The following is a 25,292-nucleotide window of genomic DNA, read 5'->3' as shown; positions in this document are numbered from 1 at the left end:
ATCAGTTAGAATAGAATCTAAGTTATTGAAGTGCTTTACGTCAAGTGTGACAGTACAAAAATAGCACCCTGAGAGATAAGAAGATGGCTAGGACCAAAAATTTTGATAGAGAAGAGAAGCTTATTCAGGCCATGGAGCTTTTTTGGCTGAAAGGCTATGCGGATACATCCGTATCGGATCTGGTTGAGTGTCTGGGGATTAACCGGTTCAGTCTCTACAACACATATACAGATAAAGCGAGCTTATTCAGCGAAGCCTTAGATTATTACCTGAAGAAAGTGTCATTTCCTCCTCTTCATAAACTGCTGCATGAAAATGCAGGGTATGAGGACATTGTGGCTTATCTGAAGCGGTTTGCGTCATTGCAGCGCGAGCAGACTTGCGGTTGCTTTATGCAAAATGCCTTACTCGAACGTGCGCACTGCGATGAGACTGTATTGGCGTCGGGCGGAGTCTTGTTCAATACACTGGCCGGGCGGTTTCAGACTGCTATTCAAAACGCGCAGGAACAGGGCGAATGGAGCATGAGCACAGATGCGAAGCAATTCAGCCATTTTCTGGTGATGCAAATGCAGGGTATCCGTGTATTGGGGAAAGCCCGTCAGTATGAGCTGGTTGATAACGGCGTCAGTGTGCTGCTTGGTCTGCTGACATTGCAGAATCAGGCAGGTAACAAATACCATTAACCCGCATAGACGTTATCTTCCGGGTATTTCAGTTGTGTTGTCGTCGGTCTTGCAAGCAGATAAGCCAGCGTAAGCGGACCGATACGGCCAGTTATCATCACAACAACCATAATGACCTTTCCCGGTTCCGACAGTGATCCGCTTAATCCTGCGCTTAACCCCGCGGTTGAGAAAGCAGAAATTGTTTCAAACATTACCCGATCAAAGGAAGCCTTCTCAGTCAGCATTAGTAAAAACATGGCAAGTATGAGTATTAAGCCGCTGACAACAATAATTGCCAGGCATTTGAGCACCGTGCTCCAGGCAATTGTTCGTTTAAATAGCACAACATTGTTCTGCTGACGCAGAAAGGTGATTGTCGCCACTATAGCCACAACGAAAGTGGATACTTTGATCCCCCCGCCTGTTGATGTCGACCCGGCGCCAATCAACATCAAGGCCATCATGACCAAAAGTGCTGGTTGCGAAAAGTGCGAGATGTCCACAGAGTTAAATCCGGCTGTTCTGGCGGTTGCTGACTGGAAGAATGCATTCATCCACTGCAAACCGGTTGGTAAGTGACCCAGTGTGGCGGGATTATTCTTTTCAAGTAGCCAGAACAACATTGTACCGGACAAAAGCAGAGTCGGGGTCGCAACCAGCATGAGTTTAGAATGCAAACGCAGTTTGTGATGTCGTGTTTTTGACCACCTGAACAAGTCAGCAACCACAGTGAAACCCAGGCCACCACAGATAAACAGCAGAGAGACAGTCATCAGAAGCAGGGTATCGTTCTGATACCTTGTCATGCTGTCAGGAAACAGTGAAAAGCCGGCATTGTTAAACGCAGAAATGGCATGAAATACAGCAGTAAAAAGCCCTTCGGACCAACCAAATTCAGGCACCCATCTGATAGCCAGAATGAGGGTTCCTACCGTTTCAGCAACTAACGTAAAAAGTATGATGAGGATGACCAGACGACGAATATTGATCGAGCTTTCTTGTCCTAAAGCGCCTTTAGTGACAGCTTGCTGTTTGAGACTGAGTCGCGCGCCGAACAGGTAAAGCAACACGGCTGACAAGGTCATCTGTCCCAGTCCCCCGATCTGCATCAGAATCATCAGCAGCACTTTTCCACTGTGCGTGAAATGCGTACCGGTATCGACAACGCCTAACCCTGTGACACTGATGGCTGACGTTGCGGTAAACAGCGCATCGACAAAACTTAATCCTGTCTGAGAAAAGAGGGGTAATGTCAGCAATACCGAGGCAGGCAGCAGGATTGAAAGAAAGCTGACAATAATTATTCTAGGTTCAGACCAGGGTGATTGCTTATGCGGTGTTTTAAGGTGAAATATCCCGCCTTTGCCAGCAAAGCCCTTCATATGCGCTTAAACAATTCGCTGAGTTCTGATTCAGGACCAGCGATGATCAGAATATCGCCGATTTCCATTCTGGTGTCTTTCTCAGGCTGAGGGCGAAGTTCTGGTCCTCGTTTTAATGCCAAAAGGTGAGTGTGTTGTCCCTGGCAGCAGGGGTGGGAAGAAAGCGGATGCCCCATCATAGTGGTTAGCACCACAACTTCGGCAATGGCCAGTCCGCTGCCCAGTTCGAGGTAATGGAAAATACGGGTATCAAGCATTATACGGGCAATGCGTTGCCCCATTTCTGTTTCCGGCATAACGACACGGTCTGCGCCAATCTTATGCAGAATTTTTGCGTGATACCTGTCTTTCGCTTTGACCCAAACCAGCTTAACGCCAGATTCTTTCAAAATCAGAGTCGTCAGAATACTGGCGTTAACGTTATCTCCAATCGCCACCATAGCGATATCGTAATCATCCAGTTTGAGCTCAGAAACTGTATCTTCATTAGAGCAATCGGCGACGATAGCTTGAGTGACATGATCAGCGGCTTTACGCACGAGATCTTCATTAATGTCGATAGCCAGAACTTCAGCACCTTGCTGATTGAGTTCATAGCAAAGCGCCATACCAAACCGGCCTAGTCCGATGACTGCGACTTGCTTACTTTCTGCTGCCATGCTGCTGCCCTGCAAATAGTGTGTTCACGGAAACAAAGCATGTATACAAGATAGGCCAGATCTGTGAATCCAGCCGTCTTGTAATCTGAATTTAAAAGAGAAATTGTCGTGAAACCGAATATCCTTCACACGAGTGCATGAAAAAGGGATCGATACCAATCCCTTCCACAAACTGAGTTAGACGGCGTCCAGACCTTGTTGCCAGAAAGCAATTTCCATCCGGGTGGCCGTTCGGAAAATGTTGATGAGTTGCTGGCCTCGAGGACTTGACAGTGGTACTGGCTCAAGCAGGTTGTTCAGGTGCCGGATACTGGTTTGCACATCTTGCTGGAAGCTATCGCCACCATATAACTGAATCCAGCTGGCGTATGGGTTGTCCTGAATACGGGTGTCTGGATCTTGTATCAGCCTTTCGCCAATCATGGCATAGCCGATCGCGCACGGGGCCAGCGCAGTAAATAAATCAGTAAGATCACCGGCCATACCTGTGTCTAATACATACCGTGTGTAGGCTACTGTTCCTACATCTTCAGCCTCGGCTTCCATGTCAGACTCAGTTAACCCCCACAGCTGGCAATAGGTCACATGGTGATGCATTTCACTGCCGATAAGCGCCTGTAAACTGGGCAGAGGACGGCGCATTTCTTCCAGTGTCGTTGCTTTATAAATGGCAAGGGCATAAGCACGGGCATAATGTTTCAGGAACAGGAAGTCCTGTTTCAAATAATGTAAATAGGCCGCCGAATCTAACGACCCTTGTGCCAGTTGTGCCACGAAGTGGTGGTGAGTGTATGCTTGCCAGTCATCCTGGCAGGTTTGAATTAAATCTTGATATTTCATCTGTTATTCCATCCCTGTCAATAAGTCCGGGTAAAGGCTGAATCAAAAGGCGGGCACAAAGTCTTTTGCTGCCGGTGCATTGTCGATAATTTTGTGTTTATACATAAACGCGGAGAACTGGTTGTAGCGCTCCTGATCCACGGCAGCAGGGCGGAGAGCAAAGCGAGGTAACGTATCGCGCCAGGCCAGTTTGTTTAACTCGTTATTCAGTGTGTCAGGAGAATAGGAAATGAAAGTTTTCCAGGCTTTATCAGGGTGGTTGATGAGATATTGTGTGGCTTTCTCTATGGCGAGATTAAACTTTTTCAGATCTTCTGCGTTGTACTGGTTTTTATTGGCAACCACCACCAGTTCGTCGTAGGGAGGTACACCATGTTCTTCCGGGAAGAAAGATTTGGCTTTATATCCTTCCAGTGCCAACTGGTTAGATTCAAAATTGCGTAATCCGCCCCATATAGCGTCAACTTTACCGGAGGCGAGCGATGAGGAAAGTGCCCATCCGACGTTAACGATTTTAACGTCAGTGAAGTTGACGCCTGCTGTTTTCAGCATAGTGCCGACGGTTGCCTCTTCATTACCGGCAATGGCGATACCAATCGTTTTCCCTTTCAAATCAGCCATGGTATTGATCTTGTTATTATCAAGTACCATCAAAGTGTTCAGCGGCGTTGCGATTAACGTTGACGCTCTGATTAGCGGCAGCCCTGCAGCCACATCAATCGTCAGGCTGGTTTGGTAAGATATCGCCAAATCCACTTTTCCTGCTGCGACCAGTTTGGCCGGCATGGAAGGGTCTGCGGGTTCCTGAATCTTAATGTTTAAACCTTGCTCTTCAAACAAACCGTTTTTTTGCGCAATAATGATAGGGCCGTGATTCGGGTTGACAAACCAGTCCAGCATTAAGGTCATTTCTTTTGCCTGAGCCTGGCTGGCAAAACTGGCAATGGCGAGCGCAATTGCACTTCGGGCAGGTAAGTTGGTCATTAATTTTTTCCTTATCTAATGCGAAATTTATTGTGACTGGCCATTCTCTGGCAGCCAGGGGATAGCGCGTTTAAGCAGGTAATCTGTCGCAAAATACAGCGACACAGAGAGCCCGGCTAAAATCAGCAAGGCGGCAAACATTTCATCAATCATCATGCGGGCGTTGGCTTGCAGCATCAGGTAGCCGAGTCCTTCGCTGGCGCCAACCCATTCACCGACAACAGCGCCAATGGGTGCAACCACCACGGCAACCCGTATACCCGATGCCAGGGCAGGCAGAGCCGCCGGCAGCCTGATATGCCACAACATTTGCCATGTTGTGGCATTCATTGTTTTCGCGAGATCTAAGTAGCCCTGAGGTGTGTGTCGCAAGCCGTCGTAACAACAAGTTGTAACCGGAAAGAAAATAATAATGGCCGCCATCACCACTTTGGATGCAATGCCATAGCCCAGCCAGAGCATAAGAATAGGGGCGATAGCAAAAACGGGAATGGCCTGACTGGCGATCAGCAGAGGTAACAGCCAGCGTTTAACCGGATTAAAAAGAAGCATCAATAGCGCGCAGACAAGACCAATGCCAAGCCCGAAAGCTAACCCCAGGATAATTTCGCTGATAGTGACACTGGCATGGCTGAGCAGAACATCATGGCGCTGAATTAATTTGCGAAATACGGCGAGCGGTTCAGGAAGAATAAAGCCGGGAAGCTGAAACAGGCTGACAATACCTTGCCAGAAACCGATCAGAAACACAGAGCTGATTGCCAGACGGCTCAGGGAATGATGAAAAAAGGGGCGGATATTCATCATTGCTACAGCAGGTTTCTCTGCGAGTTCTTTAGACATAGCGCTCACCCAGACCGGAAAGTTGCTCGATAATGGCCTGTTGTTTTACAGCCAACTCTGCATTGATTGCTCTCGGCGGTGTGCCTTCGGGAACGGACAAGCGCGTTAACCGGCCCGGTTTGCCTTGCATTAAAAAGAGGTGATGACCCAGCCTTAGTGCTTCCTGAGGGTCATGGGTAATAAGCAGCACAGTACGCTGAGCCAGCAACTCAGCGGCGAGATCCTGGAGTTTATATCTTGTCACGGCGTCCAGGGCGGAAAACGGCTCATCCATTAGAACCAGTGGCTTGTCCTGAATTAAGGTGCGTACAAGCGCGACGCGTTGTCGCATTCCCCCTGACAGTTGTGATGGACGGGCGTGCAGCTTTTCACCTAACCCGACCTGCTGGAGAAGCTGGATTGCACGCTCCTGCACGGCTTCACTGGCTTTACCTTGTTTAAGCCTGAAACTGAAGCAGACATTATCGAGTACATTTAACCAGGGCAGCAGCAGATCCTGTTGCGCCATATAGGCGACGCGATCACTCATACTCCGGGCATCCGATGTGAAGAGTTCGCCCTGCCATGCCACATCTTGAGGTAACAGATCGGCGAGAAGCCGCAGTAGTGTGGTTTTACCGCAGCCACTCCGCCCAAGAATACAATGCCATTCTCCGGCCTGAAGTGTTAAATCCAGTTGACTGAATAAAGGGGCAGTTTGACCTGAAAAAGACAATGTCAGCTGTTTTACCCTGACACCCAGGCAATGAGGCTGAGTGTCAGGTGAGGGCTTCGCTGTATTCATCATTTATTCCTTGACGGATGAAGTGCGTAGAAGTGATGGACTGGCCCATGTCCCTGACCAATGCTGAGCTGATCGGCATGGCACAGTGCTTGGGTTAGGTACTCTTTACCTTTATGGACGGCTTCAGAGAGGGGGCAGCCTTGTGCGAGGTAGGAGGCGATAGCGGCGGATAAAGTGCACCCTGTTCCATGGGTGTTTCGGGTCGCGATGCGCTTGGCTGAGATAGTGACGGTGTCACTGGTTGTGATCAAATAATCGGTACTGAATGAGTCCTGTTCCCAGTGTCCGCCTTTCAGCAATACAGCATTGCTGCTGATGGTTTTGAGCTGCTCGATAAGCAGTTCTTTATCGGTATGCTGCAGGGCTGATGTGTTGATATGCTGGCCTGTCGATCGGGTGAGTGTGACGGCTTCTGGGAGGTTGGGGGTTATCAGAGTGGCTAAAGGTATCAGTTCATTTTTCAGTGTGCTGATAGCGTCTTCTTCCAGTAAAAGATCCCCGCTGGTGGCCACCATGACAGGATCCAGAACGATAAATTCAGGCTGGTACTGGCGAAGTTTGTTTGCGACTGCCCGAATGATGCCAGCATCGCTCAGCATACCTATTTTGACGGCCCGGATGTCGAGATCACTGAAAACGGCATCCAATTGCTGTTCAACGAACGCTGGACTGACAGGAAAGATGCCGGATACACCCAGTGTATTTTGCGCCGTCAGCGCAGTAATGACGGAACAGGCATAGCCACCTGTTGCTGAAATCGCTTTAATGTCTGCCTGAATGCCCGCTCCGCCACCGCTGTCTGAACCGGCAATGGTCAGTGTAATTGGGGTACGTGCAGGATTATCTGACTGAGAAAGTTTGGTTATTGTGGACGTGTTCATCGGCATCCCTTGCTATCAAAATCTTCGCTTGATTACGCAGGGGTGACGAACAGTCGCCGGATTTCACTTCGCGAGCATCCTGGTCAGGATGAGAAGGTGACAGGCAATTCTGCTAGTTCCCTACGCCAGTATTAACTGGATCAGGTTCAACGGGTCCCACAGTGTGGTCTCAGCCTTACGGCTCCCCGACTAACGTATCTCTAAATCTGATGCGATGTGCTGAAGCTATACATTTAAGCACTTTTTCGCGCTGGTCATTCTAACCTTGTTGTTTCTCAGAAAGCAAAAGAATTACACCAATTTGATGACAAGTGAGTTGACCGATGCAAACTCAGCTAAGATTTCGTTGTAGATTATGTATATTGAAATCAGCTATAAAGGAGCAAAGCCAGTGAAAAAGCACCATCAAATCAATTATGTTGAATTTCCAGCCAGTCATATACCCAAGACAAAGGCATTTTTTGAGCGCGTTTTTGGCTGGTCATTCATGGATTATGGTGATGAATACGCCGCATTTTCAGAACAGGGGCTGGATGGGGGATTTTATGCCGCGCCATTGTCTTCTCAGGTTGAGAAAGGTGCCGCGCTGATTGTTATTTACAGCGATAATTTAGAAGCCACCGAACAGGCTGTGATCGCTGCGGGCGGGGTGATTGTGAAACCTGTTTTTTCTTTTCCGGGCGGCAGGCGTTTTCACTTCACTGAACCAAGCGGTAATGAACTGGCGGTATGGTCAGAATAAGATTAGAGCCAGATCGTCAGCATTAAAATGAAACAGAGCTCCCGAAGGAGCTCTGTGTGTCGGTTGTATGGTCTTAGTTAACCGTTGTTACCCGGCTGGTTCGCTGACCTGAAACGGTTCTCAGCTGGGCACCTGCCGCGACAGCGGGTGGGTTGAGATGGTCGTACGACTGCCAGCTCGTGCCTTGATCTGTAGAGTACTCAATAGTCAGACCCGGGAAAGTCGAATTAGCTTGAAGTACACCATTCTCAATAACACCGCCTGGAACCGGCAGGTTAAACGCGATACCAGCTTGCTCCAGTTTAGGCAGCACTTTCTGGCCCAGCAGGTTGGCGAAATGGTTGTAATCGGCGTTGCGTCCGGTTTCATCCAGTGCAATGCCTGCGTTGTCATTAGCTTCCCATGTCGCAGTGTGCCATGCGCGTTCAGCCAAACCCAGCACGCGAGGGAAGATCATTCCTTCAAACTGGTCTTCGGTACGGACTGTTTCGGCCCAGAGCGATCCCTGAAGGCCCAGAACATTCTCAGGCTTGAGCAGCTTTTTCACACCCGCCGAAGCAACCACTTCTGCTTTGGTGATTGGTGCACCGGCGCGAGTGAAGTCAGCATTGGCGAAGACGTCGTCAGGCATGAAACCAAAGGTTTTACGAGTGTCGGTAAAACGTGGTGCCCAGTAGTAGCCGCGCTCGTTTGGATCGGGCTCATACGGGTGGTCAAAGTACAGGTGTGTTGCATGGTTATAGACGACCTTATAGTCGTTATTGGCCAGATTATATGCGCGATCCGCGACACCCCATTCCCAGATATTCTGCCATGCGTTACCCCAAAGCTGGTTGTTTGCCATTTGTGAGCGAGGGTAAACCTGACCATCGTGCATCAGCCCGTCTTCCCAGCCAGCCATATCCAGACCATAGTTGGCAGTTATCACAGAAATACGTTCGACAAAGTAACGGCTCAGATCCGATACGCTGTTGACTCCATCAGTATTATTGGCAATGAAATCCTGACAGGCCGGGGAGTTAATCCATGCTCCTGCAATCTCGTCACCGCCGAAATGGAACGTTTTGAGTGGCTGAACTCCCTGATGCAGGCTGACGAGGCCGCTAACCACTGCATCAACAAAGTTATAAGACGATTCCATACACACATTGATGGCGTTGTCTGTGAACATCTGAACCGACAGATACTGAGTGGTATCGTTAAAGTCGGTCAGGAGGTATTTGTTCGCTTCTGCCATGTTCCCCTGAGCCGCGTAGTGATCATAGCGGGCTTCCATCGCCTTGATTGCGGCGTGTGCATGGCCGGGAATGTCGATCTCAGGCACGACTTCAATATTCAGGGCTGCGGCATGGCTAAGAATGTCCTGATAGTCCGTGGCAGTGTAATAGCCGTTGGATTCAGGTGAACCATCCGGACCGGCACCCAGGAAAGGTAAAATACAGGCTTTCTCTTCCGGATCATGGCAGCGTGTTGCGCCAACATCTGTCAGTTCAGGCAGGCCTGCAATTTCTATGCGCCAGCCTTCGTCGTCAGCCAGACGCAGATGGAGTTTGTTCAGTTTGAATGCGGCCATTTGATCGAGCAACTGGATAATCGCATCTTTAGTACGGAAATTTCGGACGGCATCAACGGAAAAACCACGGTAAGCAAAACGAGGCGCATCAGTAATCTGCACCTCAGGGACTTTATTACCGTCGACTAACTGCAATAAAGACTGGGAAGCATACAATGCACCTGCTGTATCCGCCGCCCCAATGGTGATGATCTCGTTCGCGGCGTCGACGTTAAGGCTGTAAGCCTCTTCCCATTTTTGCACGCCATTGATGTTGATCTGGCTCCAGCCCATATTGATACGTTTTTGCGTCGTGGGCGACCAGGGTACTGCAGTTACACCTAACTGACTGGCCAGGAACATGGCCTGATCTTCATATCCATTGCCGTAGACGATAACCCAGGTTGAATCCAGTGTGATATCACCGGTGCCAAGCGTCAGTTCGGCTGGAGTAGGAATAACGCCGCTGGCATTGTTGATGACATTGAGATCAGCGTTACGCTGGTATCTGTCTTGTGCGGTAAAAGGATCGTAAAAGTCGGTTATGGCAGCACTTCCATAACGTTTCCATTGCTGTGGCGTTGAAAAATCAGCCACGAATGGGAGTTCTTCTGATGGCTTGGTGGGTACCAGACCATTAACACGGTTACTGGTGCTGGTGATCAGTGATGTGATGTTCTGTCCCTGATCTTCAGACACAAAATACCAGTTCGGCATAACGTCAGTTTTTGCTACCTGCCAGTTTGCAGCGTCAAACTCAATGGCAAGCGATTGTCCAGGCGCCAGAGGCACAAAGTTTGCGGTTGGCTCGATCTTAAACATATCACCATTGACATGGCTGATTTTCACCTGGTCGGTTAAGACACTTTCAACCATACGGATATGGCTGAAGTAAATTGACCAACCTGTCGCTGGTAATGTTTTACTGCTCTGGTTTGTGAAATCGATTTTAGCGCGGAAAGTGACCCAGTCATCCTGAGTGTTATCCAAAACGGTGTAAGTCACATCCAATCCCTGGCCAAGCTGGTCCAGGTCTGCAGCAGGAATAGCCATCGCAGGTGCAGCAAATACAGCTGACAATGCAAGTGCTAATACTGACGTTTTTATCATCTTAGGTTCCTTTTTTTGATGAGCGAAATAAACAATTTCTAGCCTAACCATAAGATCTGACAGATAAAAATATCAATAGTGGTTAATTCAAAAAAAGATAGTAAAACTGGCAGCAATGCCTAATAAAGCATACTTTTTGTACATAAATTAAACAGCTATTCGTGATGGAGATTTTATTTCAAGCGGAGCGGGAGCTATTGACTGTTTCGGCAGGGCATTTCTGGCAGTTGAAATATCAGTGTGATGAGTGGTTATTGCGCGCCATAAAATATTACTCGCTTGTATCAAACTGATAAGAGATTCATTCAACAGAGTAATCATGCTGGCACATAAAATGGTACAAACTTTCGGCAAAATCATCATGATATTCGGAGATATATAACGACTCTGACGTTTGGCGAAATGTATTAGACAGCCATTTCACTATGGTACTAGCAAGATGCGGTTAATAAAAGCGACAACTTACAGGTAACATTTAAATCCATTCAGGTAACAAATCAATCGCCTTGTAAAAATGGCAGCCAGCTATCAGTTTCGCGATTAGAAGTGGATTTCCGCTCATCTGTAGAAGATACTCTCCCGGCAACAACCTGATACGACAAAGGATAATAAAATGACAAGAGCAGCAGTACTTTTATGCTCATTACTGGCCCTGGCTGGCTGTGATGAAGAAACAATTGAAAATTTGGTCGAGGGCAAGGTCGAAGTCTTTACGATTCATAGTGCCAGCACGACCAACCTGACCGGTGTACCTGATGGTTACCACACATGGGCAGAACTGCAAGATCTCAATGTAGATTTACCTGCGAATGCACCTTTTGGCACTCGTGATGATCTGGTCAATGCTGTTGGATCTGTGACTGATTCAGGCTGCGCAAAAATTCCGGAAACATCGGGAGTTTGCTTTAAAGAAGGCGATACATCCAGTTGCCTTCCCACTGAGCTTACAGAGATTGGCCTGAAAACATATAAAATTGATTTAAGCAGTATTGAAGATGCAATCAATGCCGGTTTCTACCCAACAGCAGTGCAGTATCTTGATCAATTTGGTCTGAACTCGAATTTGAGCATTGAAGATGCAGAATGCTCAGCAATTGAATAAACCCAATTGCGGATAATGAACACGAAGGCCAGACACGACGTCTGGCCTTTTTGTACCAGTTTGCTTTGAAAGTACACACTGTAAACGCTTGATGTTTAAATCTCGAATCGTTATCCACAAAAGCTGTGCATAACTCTGTGGGAAATGGCCGGACCCCAGAACCTGTATCGTCTTGGACAATGTCAAGCATTCAATGTGGTTTTTTTGTGGTAATTTTTTGTCCTGAATATGAGCAAAGGGCTGCAAGTAACATATTGTATTTAAAGGTAATAATTGTTTAAAAAGGAAAGAGGTTACAAGTAAGGTTTAGCTTTCTGGCCCGGACTGCGGCTGAAATTTTAAGAGCTGAGAATGGCTTACTTTTAAAGTCACAGTGTTGAAATGCTTTCCGGAGAGTTCAGGGTGACGCTCGTAGAAAAAGTGACGGTCTCTTTCTATTGCATAGCTATGCGTAAGATAACCCCTTCCGTTGGGATAATCAGTGTTCCAGAGTGAACTTCTGGACACTTTACTGCTGGCAATAAACTCACCCAGGTAAGTGACTTCACCTGGCTGGATAGAAAACGTTAAGTCCAGTCGTTTATCGGTTTGGGTATGGATAGTTTTTCGGCCGTCAGTGCCAATAAAGGTAATTGTATGTAGCAGATAGTTTCCTGACGGCAGGGGGACAGAAAATAAAGAGCTTGTCGTCGTGGGGCTGCGAAAATCACTGGAATCATTGTTGTTAGAAACAGTGATATCTTGCTCTGTGTCGGCTCGACTAAAATACAGTGTTGTTTTTAAGTTTTCACCTGTAGACGGCCAGATAGTTGATGCGCCAATGCTACCTACTAAGAAACCGGTATCCGGCAATTCGGTAGATTGTAAGTTTTCAGGAATAGATACCAGTACGCCCTTGCTACATCCAGCCAGAGACAAACCGATCAGACTGTAAACCAAAGGCTTCATGCTTTATTCCTTCCTATTAATCGTTAACAGTTGATAAATATCTAAAAACTAGCCTATACGCAGATGCAGATAAACTGAGCCACAAAGCACATTTATGCCACACAACGCACAAAATCTCATGGATTAACGTTAAAAAGTCAGGTGAATAATAAAACTTTGAGCATTAGCTCAAAGTTTTACTGAATATTCACTGAAGAGGGAAAGGCACCAGAGCAGGCCAACCCGTTATACTATTTGGCAGCGATAACGTTTTTGAACTTGCTTGCTTTACTGAAGAGATAGTCAACATCTGGCGGAAAGTCTTTATTAGACTTTGCATGGTTCATCATGTCGAAGACAGTGAACTCAGTGAGTATCGCAAACTGATAGGAAGTGAAGTCGCCGTTTGCCTGTAACGTTGGGTCGAAATACAGATCCCCTGAGCGAATGATCGCATGATCAACGATTGGATCTTCACAGCGAAATCCAAGCACGTAGCGCTCTCCCTTACCATAAATGACATTCATGTAAGAGTTATAAAAACATTCGTTTTCTTGGGTTGTGCAAGTTTCTAATAACTCTGAGGTCATTGCTGAAACCGTCACGATTCTGATCCCTTCCGGACGGAAGCCTAAGTCAGACAGTTGTTGTTGAATCGATTCAATGGAGAGATTGGACACTTTACTTTCCGAATAACTGATAATCCGGCGCATTATATCTTCCTCGTTTCTTCAGGTCACTGTCTTCGATTCGGATTGTCTTTAATGCGTGATTCGGCTTGATCTGATCCGTGCTGCTATGGGCTTAGCGGAAGCAAAATTTCCGGATTTTATAGTTTAAATGAGATTTGTTTTCAACTAAGATGTGTGACCAGTCACTCAGCTTAATGAGTAATTGACTAGTTATGGGAAGTTGGCTCAATGGCTTGCTTTTTGAACAGATACTTAAGGTAACTGCTCCAAGATGAACATGATGAAATCCAGTCTGGCCGTGATTGCACTCGGTCTGAGCATAAATGCGGGGGCCAGTACACTCGATGCGGCCCGCAATATTGAGAGCAAAATCAATCAGTCTGCCGAACAAAGCCAGAATAAGATTGATAAAAGTGCAGATGCAACGCTTTCAATGAAGGCTGAAATTGAAGCCCTTCAGGAAGAAGTGAAAAACCTCCTTGTCTATCGGGATCATCTGGCTCGCTTGGTTGATAGTCAGGAATCAGAAAAAAGCAGCTTAAGTGAACAGATTTCAGGCATTAAAGAAACTCGCCAGGGTGTAGTGCCATTGATGTATAAGATGATAGATGGTCTGAAATCTGTGGTTGAAGATGACAAACCTATCAAACGTGATCAACGGTTGGCACGGATTGCCAAACTGGAGTTCATGATGGCTCAGGCCGATATCAGTGATGCCGAAAAGTATCGTCGTATTTTGGAGGCTTACCAGATTGAAATGGACTACGGTACTAAACTCGGTGTCTATCAGGGTAAATTGGCCCTGAGTACCACGGAAAATATTGAAGCCGATCTGCTGTATCTCGGGCGTGTGGCTTTTGTGGCGCGTAGCCTCGACGGTCAGCGCTACTGGGCCTGGAATGACGGTGCTCATCAATGGCAATCATTAGAGCCTCAGGCTGGTACTGAGTTGGATAAAGCCTTTGCAATGGCGTCGAAACAAATCGCTCCCGGTCTGATCTCTCTTCCTGTATCTGTCAATCTGGAGGCTAACTGATATGAAACTTAAAACGTTAGCACTCGCGCTTACCCTGTTTTCAGTGTCGACTTCCGTACTGGCTGTTGATGGCCTGGTGGAAAAGACCCGGCAGGAACAAAAATCCGAGCAAGCCCACAATCAAACCCGCGAAGCTGGGTTTAAGCAAACAGAAGCAGAAATACGTGCACAAAAAGATGCGCTGTTGGCAACGCGTGAATCGCTGAATACAGAGATTGATAACCTGAGCAGCACTTTTAGTACAAATGAAAAATCGCTGGCTCAACTGGAAGAAGAGTTAAGGCTTGAGTCTGGCAGTTTGGGCGAATTGTTTGGCGTGGTGCGCCAGACGGCCAAAGATTTGCAAGCGGAGCTGGAAACGTCAGTCACCAGCGCTGATCGTCATCAGTATACCGCTGTTGTAAACGATATCGTTGATGCTAAGGCACTGCCTTCGCTTAAGCAGCTGAACGGGCTGTGGCAGGGAATGAACGAGCAAATCTTGGCCAGCTCGGAAATGCGCAAAGTCTCTGTCTCTTATATCAATGGAGAAGGGTATCAATCCACTGTGGATGCTTACCGTCTTGGCAGCATTGGTTTGATTGGTGAACAGGGTTATCTGGCCTGGAATGGCATTCGCCAAGTGGCGACACCGTATTTGAAGCAGCCAGAAAATGGCCCGGTAGCCAGTCAGATAGCGTCGTTACAGCAAGCAGGTTTGCAAATGGCTGTTGTTGACCCGTCTCGCGGCAAAATGCTGGAGCAGTTGGCGCATGCCCCCTCCCTGACAGAACGCCTCTCCCAGGGCGGGGTGGTGGGTAAAATTATTCTTGGACTGTTGGCGATCGGCATCATCATCGCTCTGTACCGTGGCTGCAAGTTGATCTGGATCCGCCAGCAAATTAATGCCCAGCTGAAGAAACCAGAAAACCCGGGCAACAATCCGCTTGGTCGTGTTCTGAGTGTTTACGACACCGATCAAAAACGCTCTGTTGAAGCCTTGGAATTGCGATTACTGGAAACCATTGTCGATGAACAGCAGGGGCTGGAACGTGGTTTATCCATGCTGAAACTTCTCGCGGCGCTGGCACCTATGCTGGGCCTGCTGGGAACAGTCACCGGTATGATTGAAACCTTCCAGGTGATTACTCAGTTTGGTAATGGCGATCCTAAAGTGATGGCGGGAGGGATATCCATGGCACTGGTGACAACCGTATTGGGCCTGGTATCAGCAATGCCTTTACTGCTTGCACATAATCTGCTGAGTGCGCAGGCAGATGCGATCCGAAGCATTCTTGAGAAGCAGGGGATCAGTCTTGTCGCAGCAGAAGCTGAGAAAACAGGAAGCACTGCGTAATGGATGTGACACTGTTCAGTAGCGAATTTGCCGAAACCTGGTGGATCTCCCTGCAGCAGTTCATGCAACAGGGAGGACAAATACTGTGGTGGCTTGCCGTTGTGGTGTTGTTCTCCTGGTTGCTGGTCGCTGAGCGTCTGCTGTATCTGGTGTTCACTTATCCCAAGCAAAAGCAGCGGTGGCTGGCAATGTGGTACGCCAGAGAAGATCAAACCTCCTGGTATGCTCATGCCATACGATCCGGCTGGCTCAGTGAAGCGCATCTTGCCTTATCTCAGAATCTGAATGTGATTAAAGTCCTGGTGGCTATTTGTCCGATGCTGGGACTGCTGGGAACAGTGACCGGAATGATCTCAGTATTTGATGTCATGGCCAACCAGGGCAGCAGCCAGCCAAAACTGATGGCTTCGGGTATCTCGCTCGCTACATTGCCAACAATGGCGGGTATGGTTGCCGCACTGGCAGGCATGTTTATTCATGCCCGTCTTGCAAAAGCGTGCAAGATGCGAGAGCAAAAACTAGAAAAATTGATGAGGAGTCAACGATGAGGTTAAGTCGCCCATCCGTCGCTCGGGAAGAAGCCCAGATTGATCTGACTTCTATGCTGGATATCGTGTTTATCATGTTGATTTTTTTCATCGTGACCAGCTCTTTTGTTCGTGAGTCCGGCGTTGAAGTGAATCGTCCCCAAGCCAGCAATGTGGTCAGTCAGAAAGATGCAGGCATCTTTGTGGCGATTACTTCGGCAAACGATGTGTATATCGATAAGCGTGTTGTGGATGTTGAACGCGTACAGGCAACACTGGAAACCTTGCTGCTCGATCAGCCTGATGCCTCTCTGGTTATTCAGGCTGATGAGCACGCCTACAGTGGTACTGTGGTAAAAGTCATGGATGCAGCCAAAGGCGCCGGAGTCAAAAATATTGCCTTGGCGGCGGAGAAGCGCTGATGTTCAGGCTCATAGTAGCTGCTCCGTTAGCACTGCTGATTACGGGTGGCTTGTTTACTTTTATGGCCTGGATGGTTGATGACGGTAACCGTCAGTTGCCGGAAGCAAAAGAATCGCTGGCGTTTAACATGGTGATGGTTGAGCAGGAGCGTGAAGCGCAGCGTCGGCAACGCACAGTACCTGAGAAACCGGAAACACCTGAGCCGCCACCGCAGGCCATACCGAAAAGTGCCCAGGCAAGCGCCGTGACGCCTTTGGTTTCACCTACTATGCCATCAATTGCTATGGATGCTTCCGTGAAAGGCCTGGCAATCAGCTTGCCGGCCGTTTCAGATGTGGGACGGGATCAGCAGGCCATGCCGCTCTATCGCGTTGAGCCCAAATATCCTGCCCGGGCTTTAAAAAGAAGCATTGAAGGGTATGTGGTGCTGTCGTTTACGATTGACCCGCAAGGCAGGCCAACAGATATCAAGATTGTTGACGCGCAGCCTAATCGTGTATTTGACCGTGAAGCGATACGTGCTTTAAAGAATTGGAAATACCAACCAAAGATTGAAGGTGGTAAAGCGCTATCCCAGCATGGTCAGCAAGTAAAAGTGGAATTTAATCTGAGTAAGTGATGAAAACATTAGCTTTTATAGTGGCGATCTTGTTTGCGCCTGTCGCGCTGTCGGCACAACTGTCTCAGTATACCGCCGGCAAAGTGCAGCAGGCACAGAAGCTTCAATTGGAAGACAAGGTCAGTGCAGCCATTGTCTTGCTCAGGGAGATGGATATTTCCCGTGCCTATGATAAAGCGTTTGTTAACCGTATGCTGGGTGTGTATTACTGGCAGGACGGCAAGCCGGCTTTATCTATTCAGCGGTTGGCTCAGGCCATTGAAAGCGGGCAGCTTGATGACGAGTATCTGAGATCCACACAACGTATGCTGGCCGATATATTGTTATCCCAGGCGCAATATCAAAAAGCACTCAACTATTACTATCAACTCAGTAAGTCGATTCCCGCAACTGAAAAAGCCGATGAGCTCTGGCTGAGAATCGCCCAGGCCAATTATCAGCTTGAAGAATGGCGTTCGGTGCTGTCAGCTATTCAGCAGTATGAGCGTGTTCATAAACAAAAAGAAGTGCAACCCTTATCACTAAAGTTGGGTGCTCAGTTACAGCTCCAGCAGTATAAGTCAGCGCTCCCAACCTTAAATAGCCTTATTACACTGGAGCCGCAAAAAGTCGTGTGGTGGCGACAACTGGCGGGCATTGAAATGCGGTTGGAGAGAAGAAAACAGGCGATTGAAACGTTAGCGTTGGCAAAGCGCCAGGGAGTCGCCTTATCTCAGCAGGATCTGAAAACTCTGGGCCAGCTTTACGCCCAGGAGGGGATTCCTGAGAAAGCTGCTCGCATTTTTGCATCACTGGATAACAGTGACAGTAATCTTGATTTATTGATTTCTCAGGCAACCTACTGGCAAATGGCGAAAGAGTGGGAGCAGGCGATAGAAACGTGGCGAAAAGTCGTTGAGTTAGATGCGCAGTATCGCTGGCAGCTTTCGACGCTTTTATTACAGGAAGGCCACTATCAACTTGCGCTCAATGAACTGGATAAATTACAGATCAAAGGTAAGCAAGCGGATATTGAGCTGGCTAAAGTGCGCGCCTATTACAAATTACAAAACCTTGAACAGGCGATTGTGCATGCGAAGAAAGCAGATGATTTACAATCGTCAAAGGCTTCACAAAGCTGGATTAAGTATCTGAATCAATTGCGTGATATGGAAAGTTAAGTTCAAGCAATGACCGCAGAGATGAAACGGCGCATTGCGTCGTTTTTTGTTGCTGAGCATCTGAAATTCAGTCCAACTCAAATGTGTGTACTTGCATATTAATACAAAGTCATTAAAGTGGGCTCGCACGAAATAAACCGTTTTTTATGTCGCATAATTTAATGAGAAGATGCTGAATTTTCTGAAATACGTATTGCTGAGTAATTTACTGGCAGCTGGTGCGGTATGGGTTGGCCATAAATTTTTCGAGCAGCCATTCAGTGTTAGTGGTGATGTTCTGTTTTATATGTTTGCACTTCAATGGGCACTGGCTGGCATTGTCTGGAATGGTGGCAAAGAGAGCCAATCATTTGATGATGATCGAGCTGCTATCAAAGCGGCATCAATGTTGTCGGATCATGAGATAGAAGCAGGTAAGCAAAGAGACATTAAAGCAAACTACCATTTTGGCTTTACCTTCTTTTTATCGGGACTATTTCCTTTATTTGCCTGCATTTTATTATCGGTATTTAACTGAGAAGCTACCCGCTTCGCAGCGGGCAGCTAAAGCGCTGGGGGATAAATTATGCGGAATACGGCAGGTAACCGGTAAAGCCACAGATTTTCCAGCCTGTATTTGTGCGTTTAAGGTAGTAGAGTGACTGCCATAGCAGTTCATCAGCACCGCCATCAGCACGCTGGATACTGCCGCAAAATTGTTTACGGGCAATCGCTCGTCCATTCTCTATGGTAATTTCATTCAAGCTGGTTGCAGCATGAACCGCCAGCTCTAACGGTTCGCTGTACACAGTTTCCTGCGCGAGCATTGCCTGACGCAGCCACTCTTCCTGGTAGTCTGCCAGAGAGGAAAAAGCGAAAGTCCACGCTGCCGGGTTATCTGACTTGTTGGCATTGATGGCATAAAACTCATCTTCAATGAAGTCTTCGGCCACTTGTGACCAGTCTGCCTCGCAGTAAGCTTTGATGTCACGCGTGACAAGCATATCCCAGATAGCAGCGCGATCCCTGTCAGTGTCAGTAAACGGGTTGGATTTAATCATAGTGACTCTCCCTAAAAATCAGTCCCAATATGGGATGCCATTCATACGTGAATAGCCAAACAAACTGACGAACATCAAACTGGAAATAGCACGTGAATTAAACTGATAGAGTTTAAGGTTGGGATCTTGGACAACAAAAAGCCCCTGATATTAAGGGAATATACGAAATAGGCATGTGTCAATGTAAGCAGGGGGTACTGTCCGCATTGCGGCCTTGTCACTGTCTGGCGTTGGCTTCTGAAAGGAAAAACGGCGGTCTTGTGCCTTACCGCTCAAACTGAGTGAAAGTTTGAGCGTTAAGGCATGAGATATCGATCAGAAATACAGCCGAACGACTGATTCTGCTACGCAGCCAGGGCGGCGGCATCCTTCGATTTCTACGGAAATTTCCTGCACAATTTCCAATCCACGTTTTACAGGCGTGACAGACTGGATTTTTGTACGGGCTCGCACCCGGCTACCTTCTTTAACCGGGTAGGGGAAACGTACCTGATTTAAACCGTAGTTAACGGTCATTTTTGCGGTAGGAAATTTCTGGTTGTTGGGATCGACGCTATCTGTCAGCACAGAGAGCAGCGACAGCGTAAGAAATCCGTGCGCAATTGTTGTTTTAAAAGGTGACTCAAGCTCAGCGCGTTCCGGATCCGTGTGGATCCACTGATGATCATCCGTGACATCGGCAAATCGGTTAATACGATCCTGATCGACAATCAGCCAGTTACCCACGTGAATCTCTTCACCCAGCGATGCGAGCAGTTCTTCCATTAGTTTGGCGGCTTCAGGATGGATCTCGATAGCTGCCGTTTTCTGTACAGATTCGCCATTTGAGGCAATATTCTCAGCTTTAGCCCAACCTGTGACATGTGCCTTGTTCAGGAATTCAATCCAATAGTCACGAATTGACGGCGACAGCCAGTCTTTCAGCTCAAATGGGTGCTTGGCCAAGATTTCACTTTTCTGTTTGAGAAAATCGACCACTTTCATGCTTACCAACCTTTATCGTTTTTTCTTAGTATGATTGAGGCGGCATATTGAATCCTGGCTTAGCAGCAGCAGGATTAAAATGTGCCCTTGATCTCAAATAACTCATCGGATGAGTGCTCATTATTATAAATCAAATTGATGCCGTCACTGTAAAGTGTGCGTCAAATCATACTTTACCATCAAAGTGTGATATTGGTCACCTTGTTGCGATGTGAAGATACGTCTTGAGTACAGCTAACTTCATGGCTACAGCTTCTGGTGTCGATTGCTCAGTGACAGTTAATCTGGCTGATGGTAACAGCCCTTTCGTCATACCTGTGATTATAGATTGTCGCAGGAAAAAGAAGTGAATAGTGTGCGATTGATACCTGTTTTTAACTTCTTAGATTATACCTACCCTATTACCTGCTTGTGCAGGGGAGAGGGTGTCAGGTGGGGTTGTGTGCTGTCGAACCTGGTTGTGGTGCTGTATTTTCATCTTAGGCATTCGGGGTGCATGTGCAGCCCCTGGTGATGAAATTGTTTTTGCGCTGGATAAATTTGTGAATCAAGCCGTGACAAGCTCAATCCCTGGCGCGTCACTGGCTGTACTCGTCAATGGTGAGATCCGCTTATTACGTGGTTACGGTGTCACGAAGGTGGGGGGCGCTAAAAAAATAGATTCTGCCACTGTGTTTCCTCTGGCATCCATTTCTAAAACTTTTGCTTCAGCCGCAACGGCGCTGCTGGTTGACCGTGGTTTGATTGAATGGGATACACATGTTATCCCGTATCTTGAAGATGTTAAATTCAGCGATCCGGATTTAGGTAAAGTCGTCACGTTGCGAAATGTCTTGTCGCATACCACAGGTCTGGTGCCTCAGGCGTACTCTGATCTGCTTGAAAATGATGTGAGTTATCAGCGGATTCTTTCGATATTAAACCGGGTAAAGTTTGTTTGCGATCCCGGTGAATGTTACGGCTACCAGAACATTGTTTATAACCTGAGTGCTGACATGATTTCACTGGCATCTGGCATGGAATACAGCCAGTTTGTGACAGAGCATATTTTTATTCCGCTTCATATGCACAGTGCAACCTTTGGCCTGGAGCGCTTTCTGAATGCCGATGACAGGGTTGTCCCGCATGTCAGAACCAAGTCAGGCTATGCGGCAGTTAAACCTGCTCCTTACTATTATGGCGTACCAGCGGCGGCTGGTGTCAATGCCAGCGCACAGGATCTTGCGCAGTGGATGCTGGCTCAGTTTGGCCAATATCCTGAAGTCCTCAGTGAAGACAACCTCACTTTGTTACATAAGCCATTGATAAGGGCTAATCAGTATCGGTACCGGGCGAAGCTGAGTAATGTGTATTACGGTTTAGGGTGGCGAACATTTGACTATCAGGGGATTACCGGCTTTGTTCATCACGGTGGCTGGGTCAAAGGGATAAGAACAGAAATGGTTTTTAACCCGATCACTCAGACAGGTATGGTTTTTTTGACCAATTGCGAAACAGACGTGGCAAGAGAAGTCGTATTAGAATTCCTGGATTTGTATAAACAGTATATTGACCCCGGTGTTTCTGGCGGTGAAGTAGCAACGTCAGGAAATTAAAGCGCTTTTTTGAAATCTGATGACTAAAATTTATCTTGGCAATCTCTTGTATTTTTAACTGTCAGGCGTACACTTCGCTTGAAATTTGCCGGTAATTACTGATTAACCAAGGAGCATATAATGGCAAAGAAAAAGTGCTGCCAGCACACAGAGCAGGCCACAAATACTGGTTTTGAAACTGATCATGGTCGCGGAACAATCATGGACAATGCCCTTAAAGCCGTCGTCACCAGTAAAGTTTTCCGCAGCAGAGTTGAAAAAGCCCGAAAAGGCAAAGGCAGTTTTCAGCGCAAAGCAAAACACGGCGGGCGAGAGTCCTGGCCAATCGCTGCTTAATGTAAGCATGATTGCCCAGGGCTCTTTTTTTGGTAATTTTTATTTTCTGACTTAAAGGTCAGAAAATAATTGTCAGGTATAGTCTTGCAATTTACTATCTCTGACTCATTGATTGGAATGGAGTCTGGTAATGAAAAAGCTTTGGTTCGTGTTATTTTCTCTGTGTCTGTTTAACCTGCCTCAGGCTACTGCACAGGAAAAAGTGCTGGTTTTTGCTGCGTCTTCGCTCACCAATGCGTTGAATGAATTGGCGGAAAGTTATGAGCATGCCAGTGGCAATGAGGTTGTACTCTCGTTTGCCTCGTCGTCAACGCTTGCCCGCCAGTTAGCTCAAGGTGCACCAGCAGATTTGTATTTATCAGCAAATACAAAATGGATGGATTATGCGGCAGAGCAGAAAGTGATCAATAGCGAATCACGCAAAGATTTACTACATAATCGATTAGTCTTGGTTACGCATAAATCTGAATCGGTGAATTCAGTACCGCTAAATGCCTCGTGGGACATCACGAAGACATTAAATGGCAGCCGACTGGTTGTTGGCGATCCGAATCATGTACCGGCAGGCATTTATGCCAAAGAAGCCCTGGAATCTCTGGGGCTCTGGCAACAGGCAGAACCTTTGCTGGCGAGAGCAAACAATGTTCGTGCTGCGCTTTTGTTGGTGGAAAGACAGGAAGCGAAGTTTGGTATTGTTTACCAGACAGATGCTCAGGTAGCACAAGACGTCAAAATTGTTGCCCAGTTCCCTGAGCAAAGCCATCAGCCCATCACCTATCCGGTTGCGCTAACCCGGCAGGCCCCATCGAAAGCGGCACAGGGATTTTATGATTACCTGCAGTCGTTTGATGCAACCGAAGTGTTCGAACGCTACGGCTTTTCAGTCAATTAACCAACGGGAAGTGTGTCATTCTGAATTTTCCCATGGATACCTTTACCTTAACCGACTACGAAGTCACCGCACTGCAGCTGAGTTTGAAAGTCGCATTCACTGCTGTGATTGTCAGTCTGCCGGCAGGAATTGGCTGCGCCTGGTTGCTGGCAAGAGGGCAGTTTTGGGGGAAATCCCTGTTAGATGGCCTGGTACATTTGCCGCTGGTTCTTCCTCCTGTCGTGGTCGGCTACTTGCTGTTAGTCATGATGGGGCGCCAGGGTATGATTGGCGCTTATCTGTACGATTGGTTTGGCATCACGTTTGGGTTTAGCTGGCGTGGTGCTGTTCTGGCTGTCGCTGTGGTGGCTTTTCCGTTAATGGTAAGAGCAATACGGCTTGCGCTGGAAAATGTTGATCCTAAACTGGAGCAGGCGGCCCGCACGCTCGGGGCCAGTCCGGTTAAAGTCTTTTTTACCATCACATTACCGCTTATGTTACCCGGTATACTTACCGGTACCGTACTTGCCTTCGCCCGGGCGTTGGGCGAATTCGGCGCAACCATCACCTTTGTCTCGAATATACCGGGCGAAACGCAAACTATCCCTCTGGCTATGTTTTCATTCATAGAGACACCGGGGGCCGAAGTGGAAGCTGCCCGCTTGTGCGTGATTGCCATTATTATTGCTTTGCTGTCTCTGGTAATCGCAGAGTGGCTGGCTCGTATAGCGCGAAACAGGCTGGGTAACTGATGTTAGAGTTGAACTTTGTCAAGCAACTTGGACAAATGCGACTGGATGTCGACTTGCGCTTACCCGAATCGGGTATCATTGCCATTTTTGGCCGTTCTGGTTCAGGAAAAACCTCTTTTATTAATATCGTCAGCGGGTTAAGTAAGCCGGATGAAGGCCACATCGCATTTGGCAAGCATGTGCTTTGTGATACTTGGCAGGGCATTGATTTACCACCAGAAAAGCGCCGTATTGGGTATGTTTTTCAGGATGCCAGATTGTTTCCGCATTATAAGGTGAGAGGTAATCTGCTTTACGGAAACCACAGCAAACCAGACCCGGAACCGTTCAGTGAAGTCGTTCAACTTCTGGATATATCGCATTTATTAGGTCGTTATCCTGCCAGTTTATCTGGCGGAGAGAAGCAGCGTGTTGCCATTGGCCGCGCGTTACTGAGTAAACCCGATATGTTGTTGATGGATGAGCCCTTAGCCTCGCTGGATTTACCGCGCAAGCAAGAGCTGATGCCTTATCTGGAATCGTTAGCTAAAAGTGTCAGTATTCCTGTGCTTTATGTCAGTCACAGCCTGGATGAGATACTTCGCCTGGCAGATCACATGGTGGTGCTGGATCAGGGGAAAGTGATTGGAAATGGCGCACTGACAGATGTGTGGGCCTCCTCTGTGATGCGTCCCTGGCTCAGCGCCAGAGAACAAAGCTCAGTGTTGCAGCTAAAAGTAACTGAACACCATCCTTCCTATCCGTTGACCCAGCTTTGTATCGGGCCAGATCTGCCGTTGTGGGTCAGCAGAGTGCGCCGGCCAGTCGGGGAAATGGTCAGGGTGAGAATTCACGCGAATGACATTTCCGTTACCCGAATCAGACCCGCGCAGACCAGCATACGTAATGTGTTGCCTGCAACCGTTGAAGGCATAGAGCAGCATAAATATCACTCTGATATCGTGGTACTCCGTTTAGCTGTTGGCACGTCAATCCTGACGGCCAATATCACGCCCTGGGCGGCAGATGAGCTGCACCTCCATGTCGGCGATAACCTGTATGCGCAAATCAAAGGCGTAAGCCTCAGCCAGCAGGATTTGGCCTGAGTGGCCAGATCCTTGGTGTCCTAACCTTCTTCTCATTCTCCTTGTTGATATCTTGCTTGCATCAATGTCACTGTGTGTGATTTTTGTTAAGATCGAACAAAAAACAACCTAACCCTTCTGTGTGAATTTTGAACAATGTACGGGTGGTTTATCTGCTTGTTTCGTTGAGATTAAGTTCTGCCTTGTGCTCAAAAACTGGCAAATTTTTGTGTCAAATGATTGTCAGGATGCGCATTTTTTAAACGTCAGCTATTGCTAGCAGATGTTTGCAGTCAGTATATTCCTCTCCCGTTGTTGGCTGATTTTATCTTTGCAGCTGTAAAGGTTGCACATTGCAGAGACTTATCCCTGGCTACTGATTG

At 47.6% G+C, this 25,292-nt stretch carries 27 protein-coding genes and 1 riboswitch; of the genes, 15 read left to right on the top strand and 12 right to left on the bottom strand.

Going from position 1 to position 25,292, the window contains the following annotated elements; translation table 11 throughout:
* The first annotated feature begins 83 nt into the window (after positions 1-83).
* On the top strand, positions 84-686 hold the full coding sequence (locus Q4491_RS12185; RefSeq protein ID WP_303457788.1) for a TetR/AcrR family transcriptional regulator: 603 nt from the start codon (positions 84-86) through the stop codon (positions 684-686).
* Here Q4491_RS12185 and Q4491_RS12180 read toward each other — a convergent pair.
* From Q4491_RS12180 to thiD, 7 genes are all read right to left on the bottom strand, one after another.
* Complete coding sequence (locus tag Q4491_RS12180; protein WP_192013913.1) at positions 683-2,050, bottom strand: TrkH family potassium uptake protein; 1,368 nt, start codon at positions 2,048-2,050, stop codon at positions 683-685. The two genes, Q4491_RS12185 and Q4491_RS12180, sit on opposite strands and share 4 nt — an antisense overlap.
* Positions 2,047-2,709: a TrkA family potassium uptake protein gene (locus tag Q4491_RS12175; RefSeq protein WP_192013911.1), complete on the bottom strand. Its 663-nt coding sequence runs from the start codon at positions 2,707-2,709 to the stop codon at positions 2,047-2,049. The genes Q4491_RS12180 and Q4491_RS12175 overlap by 4 nt, the downstream gene beginning before the upstream one ends.
* 177 nt (positions 2,710-2,886) lie before the next feature.
* Positions 2,887-3,549 (bottom strand): thiaminase II, encoded by a 663-nt coding sequence (gene tenA / locus Q4491_RS12170; protein WP_303457786.1) that lies wholly within the window; start codon positions 3,547-3,549, stop codon positions 2,887-2,889.
* Positions 3,550-3,591: 42 nt separating this feature from the next.
* A complete protein-coding gene (locus Q4491_RS12165; RefSeq protein WP_192013907.1) occupies positions 3,592-4,533 on the bottom strand; it encodes an ABC transporter substrate-binding protein in 942 nt (313 codons plus the stop codon).
* Between the two features lie 27 nt (positions 4,534-4,560).
* Positions 4,561-5,340 (bottom strand): ABC transporter permease, encoded by a 780-nt coding sequence (locus Q4491_RS12160; RefSeq protein ID WP_368393506.1) that lies wholly within the window; start codon positions 5,338-5,340, stop codon positions 4,561-4,563.
* Between the two features lie 28 nt (positions 5,341-5,368).
* A complete protein-coding gene (locus Q4491_RS12155; protein WP_192014530.1) occupies positions 5,369-6,160 on the bottom strand; it encodes an ABC transporter ATP-binding protein in 792 nt (263 codons plus the stop codon).
* The gene (gene thiD, locus Q4491_RS12150) at positions 6,160-7,041 is read right to left on the bottom strand and encodes a bifunctional hydroxymethylpyrimidine kinase/phosphomethylpyrimidine kinase (RefSeq protein WP_192013903.1); all 882 of its coding nucleotides are present in this window, start codon (positions 7,039-7,041) and stop codon (positions 6,160-6,162) included. Before thiD ends, Q4491_RS12155 begins: the two co-directional genes overlap by 1 nt.
* A gap of 100 nt (positions 7,042-7,141) precedes the next feature.
* Positions 7,142-7,239, bottom strand: a riboswitch (TPP riboswitch).
* A gap of 193 nt (positions 7,240-7,432) precedes the next feature.
* Here thiD and Q4491_RS12145 point away from each other — a divergent pair.
* On the top strand, positions 7,433-7,783 hold the full coding sequence (locus Q4491_RS12145) for a VOC family protein (RefSeq protein ID WP_303457782.1): 351 nt from the start codon (positions 7,433-7,435) through the stop codon (positions 7,781-7,783).
* A gap of 73 nt (positions 7,784-7,856) precedes the next feature.
* On the opposite strand, the gene Q4491_RS12140 is transcribed toward Q4491_RS12145, so the two are convergent.
* Positions 7,857-10,445, bottom strand: coding sequence for a family 20 glycosylhydrolase (locus Q4491_RS12140; RefSeq protein WP_303457780.1), 2,589 nt, complete (start codon positions 10,443-10,445; stop codon positions 7,857-7,859).
* A 613-nt stretch (positions 10,446-11,058) separates the two neighbouring features.
* Between Q4491_RS12140 and Q4491_RS12135 the strand changes: the two genes are divergently transcribed.
* Positions 11,059-11,547: a hypothetical protein gene (locus Q4491_RS12135; protein ID WP_192013897.1), complete on the top strand. Its 489-nt coding sequence runs from the start codon at positions 11,059-11,061 to the stop codon at positions 11,545-11,547.
* 306 nt (positions 11,548-11,853) lie between these two features.
* Here the strand turns inward: Q4491_RS12135 and Q4491_RS12130 are convergent, their stop codons facing one another.
* Complete coding sequence (locus tag Q4491_RS12130; RefSeq protein WP_218385483.1) at positions 11,854-12,495, bottom strand: hypothetical protein; 642 nt, start codon at positions 12,493-12,495, stop codon at positions 11,854-11,856.
* Positions 12,496-12,725: 230 nt separating this feature from the next.
* A complete protein-coding gene (locus Q4491_RS12125; protein ID WP_303457775.1) occupies positions 12,726-13,187 on the bottom strand; it encodes a hypothetical protein in 462 nt (153 codons plus the stop codon).
* Between the two features lie 250 nt (positions 13,188-13,437).
* Here Q4491_RS12125 and Q4491_RS12120 point away from each other — a divergent pair, with 250 nt between their 5' ends.
* The 7 genes from Q4491_RS12120 (at position 13,438) to Q4491_RS12090 (ending at position 18,784) form a co-directional block, all read left to right on the top strand.
* Complete coding sequence (locus Q4491_RS12120; protein ID WP_192013893.1) at positions 13,438-14,202, top strand: DUF3450 domain-containing protein; 765 nt, start codon at positions 13,438-13,440, stop codon at positions 14,200-14,202.
* A 1-nt stretch (position 14,203) separates the two neighbouring features.
* The gene (locus Q4491_RS12115) at positions 14,204-15,538 is read left to right on the top strand and encodes a MotA/TolQ/ExbB proton channel family protein (RefSeq protein ID WP_192013891.1); all 1,335 of its coding nucleotides are present in this window, start codon (positions 14,204-14,206) and stop codon (positions 15,536-15,538) included.
* A complete protein-coding gene (locus Q4491_RS12110; RefSeq protein ID WP_192013889.1) occupies positions 15,538-16,086 on the top strand; it encodes a MotA/TolQ/ExbB proton channel family protein in 549 nt (182 codons plus the stop codon). The genes Q4491_RS12115 and Q4491_RS12110 overlap by 1 nt, the downstream gene beginning before the upstream one ends.
* Positions 16,083-16,487, top strand: a complete 405-nt coding sequence (locus tag Q4491_RS12105) for a biopolymer transporter ExbD (protein ID WP_027251132.1) — start codon at positions 16,083-16,085, stop codon at positions 16,485-16,487. Before Q4491_RS12110 ends, Q4491_RS12105 begins: the two co-directional genes overlap by 4 nt.
* On the top strand, positions 16,487-17,107 hold the full coding sequence (locus Q4491_RS12100; RefSeq protein WP_218385476.1) for an energy transducer TonB: 621 nt from the start codon (positions 16,487-16,489) through the stop codon (positions 17,105-17,107). Before Q4491_RS12105 ends, Q4491_RS12100 begins: the two co-directional genes overlap by 1 nt.
* Positions 17,107-18,267 (top strand): lipopolysaccharide assembly protein LapB, encoded by a 1,161-nt coding sequence (locus Q4491_RS12095; RefSeq protein WP_303457770.1) that lies wholly within the window; start codon positions 17,107-17,109, stop codon positions 18,265-18,267. Before Q4491_RS12100 ends, Q4491_RS12095 begins: the two co-directional genes overlap by 1 nt.
* Before the next feature lie 169 nt (positions 18,268-18,436).
* The gene (locus tag Q4491_RS12090) at positions 18,437-18,784 is read left to right on the top strand and encodes a hypothetical protein (RefSeq protein ID WP_303457768.1); all 348 of its coding nucleotides are present in this window, start codon (positions 18,437-18,439) and stop codon (positions 18,782-18,784) included.
* A gap of 46 nt (positions 18,785-18,830) precedes the next feature.
* On the opposite strand, the gene Q4491_RS12085 is transcribed toward Q4491_RS12090, so the two are convergent.
* Together Q4491_RS12085 and Q4491_RS12080 are read right to left on the bottom strand one after the other, a co-directional pair.
* Positions 18,831-19,307 (bottom strand): hypothetical protein, encoded by a 477-nt coding sequence (locus Q4491_RS12085; RefSeq protein WP_192013881.1) that lies wholly within the window; start codon positions 19,305-19,307, stop codon positions 18,831-18,833.
* Between the two features lie 315 nt (positions 19,308-19,622).
* Positions 19,623-20,291 carry a MaoC family dehydratase gene (locus tag Q4491_RS12080; protein WP_192013879.1) on the bottom strand — a complete coding sequence of 223 codons (669 nt, stop codon included), beginning with the start codon at positions 20,289-20,291 and terminating at the stop codon, positions 19,623-19,625.
* A 542-nt stretch (positions 20,292-20,833) separates the two neighbouring features.
* Here Q4491_RS12080 and Q4491_RS12075 point away from each other — a divergent pair.
* From Q4491_RS12075 to modC, 5 genes are all read left to right on the top strand, one after another.
* On the top strand, positions 20,834-21,886 hold the full coding sequence (locus Q4491_RS12075; protein WP_237795923.1) for a serine hydrolase: 1,053 nt from the start codon (positions 20,834-20,836) through the stop codon (positions 21,884-21,886).
* Positions 21,887-22,006: 120 nt separating this feature from the next.
* The gene (locus tag Q4491_RS12070; RefSeq protein ID WP_192013876.1) at positions 22,007-22,222 is read left to right on the top strand and encodes an alternative ribosome-rescue factor A; all 216 of its coding nucleotides are present in this window, start codon (positions 22,007-22,009) and stop codon (positions 22,220-22,222) included.
* 130 nt (positions 22,223-22,352) lie between these two features.
* Positions 22,353-23,114 (top strand): molybdate ABC transporter substrate-binding protein, encoded by a 762-nt coding sequence (gene modA / locus Q4491_RS12065; protein ID WP_303457760.1) that lies wholly within the window; start codon positions 22,353-22,355, stop codon positions 23,112-23,114.
* 32 nt (positions 23,115-23,146) lie between these two features.
* Positions 23,147-23,845 (top strand): molybdate ABC transporter permease subunit, encoded by a 699-nt coding sequence (gene modB, locus Q4491_RS12060; RefSeq protein WP_192013872.1) that lies wholly within the window; start codon positions 23,147-23,149, stop codon positions 23,843-23,845.
* A complete protein-coding gene (gene modC, locus Q4491_RS12055) occupies positions 23,845-24,930 on the top strand; it encodes a molybdenum ABC transporter ATP-binding protein ModC (protein WP_303457757.1) in 1,086 nt (361 codons plus the stop codon). Before modB ends, modC begins: the two co-directional genes overlap by 1 nt.
* Positions 24,931-25,292 lie beyond the last annotated feature (362 nt).

It is taken from the genome of Photobacterium sp. 2_MG-2023 (genome assembly GCF_030547675.1).
Taxonomy (GTDB): domain Bacteria; phylum Pseudomonadota; class Gammaproteobacteria; order Enterobacterales; family Vibrionaceae; genus Photobacterium; species Photobacterium arenosum.
This window is presented reverse-complemented; position numbering and strand designations above follow the sequence as displayed.